The sequence below is a fragment of the Oceaniferula marina genome, assembly GCF_013391475.1.
GTDB lineage: Bacteria > Verrucomicrobiota > Verrucomicrobiia > Verrucomicrobiales > Akkermansiaceae > Oceaniferula > Oceaniferula marina.
This window is the reverse complement of record NZ_JACBAZ010000026.1, coordinates 1-5,749: the sequence shown is the minus strand read 5'-3', so window position 1 is coordinate 5,749 and position 5,749 is coordinate 1. Positions and strand designations below refer to the sequence as shown.

5 protein-coding genes are annotated in these 5,749 nt (G+C 41.8%); all 5 read left to right on the top strand.

From position 1 onward, the window contains the following. The first annotated feature begins 656 nt into the window (after window positions 1–656). The gene (locus HW115_RS19060) at window positions 657–1,088 is read left to right on the top strand and encodes a hypothetical protein (RefSeq protein WP_178935140.1); all 432 of its coding nucleotides are present in this window, start codon (window positions 657–659) and stop codon (window positions 1,086–1,088) included. Window positions 1,089–1,553: 465 nt separating this feature from the next. After that, window positions 1,554–1,925, top strand: a complete 372-nt coding sequence (locus HW115_RS19055) for a type II secretion system protein GspG (RefSeq protein WP_178935138.1) — start codon at window positions 1,554–1,556, stop codon at window positions 1,923–1,925. Window positions 1,926–2,516: 591 nt separating this feature from the next. Further along, window positions 2,517–3,035, top strand: coding sequence for a hypothetical protein (locus tag HW115_RS19050; RefSeq protein ID WP_178935127.1), 519 nt, complete (start codon window positions 2,517–2,519; stop codon window positions 3,033–3,035). 633 nt (window positions 3,036–3,668) lie between these two features. Further along, window positions 3,669–4,055, top strand: coding sequence for a DUF6869 domain-containing protein (locus HW115_RS19045; protein WP_178935125.1), 387 nt, complete (start codon window positions 3,669–3,671; stop codon window positions 4,053–4,055). A gap of 454 nt (window positions 4,056–4,509) precedes the next feature. After that, the gene (locus HW115_RS19040; RefSeq protein ID WP_178935123.1) at window positions 4,510–4,977 is read left to right on the top strand and encodes a hypothetical protein; all 468 of its coding nucleotides are present in this window, start codon (window positions 4,510–4,512) and stop codon (window positions 4,975–4,977) included. Window positions 4,978–5,749 lie beyond the last annotated feature (772 nt).

Here is a 5,749-nt window from a genome sequence, read left to right as displayed (position 1 = left end):
CTTTACGTTATGCGAAAAAATAGGCAGATTATTCAAACGGTTGACTATTCCGAATCGGCTCGAAGGATGAAACCATAAGTTTGTTCACTCAGTGGATTCATCGGTTTTCTTTGCAAGGCTAAGTGAATATTCTGATCAGCGGTCAGCAAAATCTGTATTCCTAATCGCTCTTGAAAGTAACTAGAAAGACGGAGGAAACTAATTGCATAACAAGTCGCTGCACCCGACCACTAGTAGCCGCCGTGCCAGGTTTTGTTTCTGTTCCTCAAAAGGAAATCTATTAATTCGTTCATCTACCATTTCATCGTGGCGGGTGAGCTTTACGTTATGCGAAAAAATAGGCAGATCATTCAAATGGTTGACTATTCCGAATCGGCTCGAAGGATGAAACCATAAGTTTGTTCACTCAGTGGATTCATCGGTTTTCCTTGTAAGGCTAAGCGATTATTCTGATCAGCGATCAGCAAAATCTGTATACTTAATCGCTCTTGAAAGTAACCAGAAAGACGGGGGAAACTAATTGCATAACAAGTCGCTGCACCCGACCACTAGTAGCTGACTGGCCAGGTTTTGTTTCTATTCCTCAAAAGGAAATCTATTAATCCGTTCATCTGCCATTTCATCGTGGCGGGTGAGCTTTACGTTCTGCAAAAAATATGAAAATCGACCCAGTTGAGGTATTCTCAAATGCTTTAGCGATTGCGCCAATAAGGTTCCTGTTTGCTTGGTTATCAGCTAGTTTAGGAGGCTTTGTTCCTATGCTTTTGGCTGATGGTAGTGACGCATTTGAAGGCTTAGGTTGGTATATCCCTATGTTTCCTTTTCATCTAGTGGTAACCGCATTTATGAGTAGCTGGTGGGGCGTGATAGCCGTTCCATTGATATTGGTGATCGCCTACAGGTTGTGTCGTTTTATGACGAGCGACAACACAGGGTCTGAATTAATGGTTATATTCACATTAGCATTTATGATTTCCGTGAAGCCTGGGGTCGATGCTCGTATGGTTCCCACAATTGTATGCAGTACAGCGACACTTGTTGCTACGTATTTTTTAGTGAAGCGGGATCGAGAGCTGTATCCGGAATAAATAATGGCAGAACAAGTCGCAGCACCCGACAGCTAGTAGCTGTCGAGTTTGCGACAGGTAACCATTTTACGACATTGTATCTTTAATTCGTATATCGGCGCCTGATCGCTGCCGGTGTGCTTTACGTTCTGCAAAAAAACTCAGCACTTCCAGAAAGGTTGATAATTCCGAATCGGCTCGAAGGGTGGAGCCATAAGTTTGTTCATTCAGTGAAATCATCGGCTTTCCTTGCAAGGCACACGAATTCGGGTGTCACGTGTCATAAGTTGTGAGCAATAAAGATGGATTCCTATTCGCACTTGAAAGCAACGAGAAAAGCGGGGGAAACTAATCGGCAGAACAAGTCGCAGCACCCGACAGCTAGTAGCTGTCGAGTTTGCGACAGGTAATCCTTTTACGTCATTGTATCTTTAATTCGCATATTGGCGCCTGATCGCTGCCGGTGTGCTTTACGTTCGGTAAAGAATGAAAACTGCCTTAGCATCGTTAATGGTAATCATACTGATAGCTTTATTATCGGTATTAGTCATTCAAAAGAGAAACACAGTAGTTCATTTTGTCCATGTTGATGGTGAATTGAATACAGTTGCTTCTGCATTAGATAGTTACAGAAGAGCAACAGGTGATTACCCTACCACTGAACAGGGATTGGATGCGTTGGTAAATAGACCACAACGTGAACCGGTTCCAAGCACTTGGGTTCAAATTTTCAAGGAAGAGCCATTGGATCCATGGGGGCGTGGCTTTTGTTACAGTTATGAGGAGAACGGATATGTCCTATGGTCACAAGGGAAGGATGAGGCATGCGATAGCGATGATGTTTATTATTCGCCATAGACAATAATGACCGAACAAGTCGCTGCACCCGACCCCTAGTAGCTACGAAGCCAGATTTTGCTTCTGCGTTACACGATTTAAACATTAACCGCCTATCTGCCCTTTCATCGGGGCGGGTGAGCTTTACGTTAGCTAAAAAATATGACATACCCATTGTTAATCGTTATTTGTATGGTTGTTGCTGTATTATCAGTAACAGCTTTCCATAAACCTCATTTATTGCTTACAAGCGGGGCATTTCCGTTCACTCGCAAGTGCCTTGGTGTCTGTATATTCTCTTATGCTATTTCTTTGATTAGCTTAAGTTGTATGGTCTGGGACGCGGAAGGCTGGCTCGTATTCGCTATTGTCATGCAGATGATAGCATGGATGTTCATGGTTTTCGTAGTTCGTGGGATGTTTGAGGTTTTAGCCTCAGATGGTTATCCCAAGAAAAAGTGAAAAATCTGAGCTAACAAGTCGCAGCACCCGACAGCTAGTAGCTGTCGAGTTTGCGACAGGCAACCTTTTTACGACATTGTATCTTTAACTTGTATATCGGCGCCTGATCGCTGCCGGTGTGCTTTACGTTAGCCAAAAATAACACAATCTATGAAAATATTACTCATTACTACTGCTTTTATCATTTTCAGTAACCTGCTTATGCCGATTCAAGCAGGACAAATTAATGTGACCGCGCAATTTTCTAATTTTAATAAACCTAAAAAAGGAAAAACACCAATGAAACCATTGGTGTTTCTTTGCGTTGAAGGTGAGAAGAAAAAAGCTTCTATAGGCAAAGAAATGATTTTTCCAACAAGGGATTTTGATCATAACAACAAAGATGATGAAGTTAAGAATGGTGACTTTGTTAAACGAGATTTAGGAATGATAATTGAGGTCACAGTGTCAAAAATAGGAACAAAATTTCATTACAAAGGACATTGTATTATTACAGATTTCGAAGGTATGTCTGAAGTTTTTGATAAAGTAAAACCTGTTACATATGGTTTCCGTCAGCGTGAATGTTTTTTTTATGGTTTTTTTGAACATGGTAAACCCATAGACATTCCAATAGGTGACCCAAAGAAGCCATCAGGTATTCTTCATCTTATATTCAAGAAAAAATAAGGCTAACAAGTCGTTGCACCCGATGGCTAGTAGCTGAAGTGCCAGGCTTTTCGACCATTAATCAAAATTGAAACCTTAAATGTTCATCTGGGCTTCCATCGCCACGGGTGAACTTTACGTTCGGTAAAAAATTATATGCGATACCTCCTTACCACTTTGATATACCTATCGTAGATGATCTAGTTTACCTGCTCGAAATTGAAATTTACTACTAATGGACCCAAGGTTAAATCAACCAGTAAAACTCAAAGAATCCTCAGTGTTGATATCCTTTGCTGTCATATCAACTGGTTTTTTAATATTCGTGGGGCATGCCTTGATTTCTGGTGAGATCACAATGGGAGGAAGCGCTTTGCCGTCAACTGTTATTAGCAAATCAACTGACCCTCAAAATTTTTGGATTTCTGTGATCGGACTGTCATGGGTGCCAGTTCTCGTTTGGGTTTATATTTTTTTGAAGATTATCCGCCGATGCTTCTCTAGGTCAGAATAATACAACAAACCGAACAAGTCGCAGCACCCGACAGCTAGTAGCTGACTGGCCAGGTTTTTTCGACTGGTTTACAGAATTGAAACTTATAAATTTGTGCATCTGGTACATCGCTGCCGGTGTGCTTTACGTTCGGTAAAAAAATGAAAGAGCCTCCATTCCCTACACGTGATGATATCATCACAGGTTGGATTGATCTATGTCATTCAGAAGAAGGTTCCGATGAATATGAAGAGTCGTTTTGGAGCTGCATGTTACTTGATAACTTGATCGATAATTTTCCACTGGATTCGTATAAGGTTATTCTAGATATTCTCGCAAGAGACAATTCTTACTGTGTGGTTAGCGCAACCGGAATGAGTTTGCTAGTTCATTTGATTGGGAGCCATGGCGAAGAAGTGATTGATCGTTTAGAACACGATGTGCGTCATAATTCAGATTTGCACAACGCATTAGAGGGGATTTACAATCAAGGGGCAAGTGATGAGGTTTGGAGGCGAGTGAAGAAACTAGTCTATACTATAAACTGACCGAACAAGTCGTTGCACCCGACCGCTAGTAGCTGACTGGCCAGGTTTTGCTACTGTTCTAGAGAATTGAAACTTTAATCGTTTCATCGACGCTTCTATCGCGGCCGGTGAACTTTACGTTATGCGAAAAAATAGGCAGATCATTCAAATGGTTGACTATTCCGAATCGGCTCGAAGGATGAAACCATAAGTTTGTTCACTCAGTGGATTCATCGGTTTTCCTTGTAAGGCTAAGTGATTATTCTGATCATCGGTCAGCAAAATCTGTATTCTTAATCGCTCTTGAAAGTAACCAGAAAGACGGGGGAAACTAATTGCATAACAAGTCGCTGCACCCGACCACTAGTAGCTGACTTGCCAGGTTTTGTTTCTATTCCCCAAAAGGAAATCTATTAATCCGTTCATCTACCATTTCATCGTGGCGGGTGAGCTTTACGTTCGCTAAAAAATAATCATGAAACTACCACTAATCTTCATGGCTCTGATGTTATTACCAATTATATTGATTGGAGGAGAGTCAGTAGATCAACGTGAGAATGTCCAAAACTATATTAAGTACAGCGATTTCGTCGTGGATATCTGTGTTTATGAACGAGAGTTGTTACCCGCTACACCTAAATTTCCAAAGAATAGGTTGGTATCGAGAGCTGTTGTTACAGGAGTTCACAAGGGTGACATCCGCATCGGAACTAAGTTGGAGTTTTACCACTTGAGTGATATTAGGCCAAAGCCGGTTAAGGGGTTTAAGACAGTTGTTGAAGGAGAGCTTCGCACATTCTTTTTCTCTTCAGACGACGGCGTTCTTAAAGACGGCAAGTATACAATTGAAGGTGATGGTCACTTTGGATTTGAGCGTCTAAAGGGTGATTTTGCGAAAGCTTTCCAAAGTGAACTGAAGGTTAACCCTGCGTTTAAGAAGTAGCGAAGGCATTAAAAACAACAAAGCGAACAAGTCGCAGCACCCGACAGCTAGTAGCTGTCGAGTTTGCGACAGGTAACCTCATTACGACATTGTATCATTAATTCGCATATCGACGCCTGATCGCTGCCGGTGTGCTTTACGTTCGACATAAAATTGAAACTTTTAGATCCATCTAAGGCTAGATCGGGCGGCTCAAGGCTGTTTTATATCGTATTCTGAGCGTCATTATTCTAGTGGCGCTTTTTTGTGCCTGGATTCCCGAAGGTTTTCCCCTGAACTGGTAGTAAAGTTTAGTGATTTTATAATGGTTTGATCCAAGAATTTCGGTTTTCATGCCGTCTAGCAGATGACGAGAGGGCGTGGTTTTCATTCATTCAGAGTGAATTGACCAGTGGCGGCAGCGTCTCAAGCCCCAAGTATGGGCCGTTTTTAGTTTGCAGTCTGTTCATTGTAAGCACGTTAAGTCCGGGTGATCCTGTTTAATGCCACTAGAATGGATTGGCGGCGCGGAGAAAATCTGGTCGAACAAGTCGCAGCACCCGACAGCTAGTAGCTGTCGAGTTTGCGACGGCAATCCATTTTACGTCATTGTATCTATAATTCGTATATCGACGCCTGATCGCTGCCGGTGTGCTTTACGTTCGGCAATAAAATAAAAAATGAGCTGTGAAAATATTAACCCATTTTATTCGCAAATTAATGTTGCACGATTAATGCGACACAACATCTCGTTAAGGTTTTTAGGAGTGTTGTTAACGTGGAATTTGATTTT

Coding starts and splice junctions, on each gene's coding strand:
- HW115_RS19060 (WP_178935140.1), top strand. CDS start 657: ATGAAAATCGACCCAGTTGAGGTATTCTCAAATGCTTTAGCGATTGCG.
- HW115_RS19055 (WP_178935138.1), top strand. CDS start 1,554: ATGAAAACTGCCTTAGCATCGTTAATGGTAATCATACTGATAGCTTTA.
- HW115_RS19050 (WP_178935127.1), top strand. CDS start 2,517: ATGAAAATATTACTCATTACTACTGCTTTTATCATTTTCAGTAACCTG.
- HW115_RS19045 (WP_178935125.1), top strand. CDS start 3,669: ATGAAAGAGCCTCCATTCCCTACACGTGATGATATCATCACAGGTTGG.
- HW115_RS19040 (WP_178935123.1), top strand. CDS start 4,510: ATGAAACTACCACTAATCTTCATGGCTCTGATGTTATTACCAATTATA.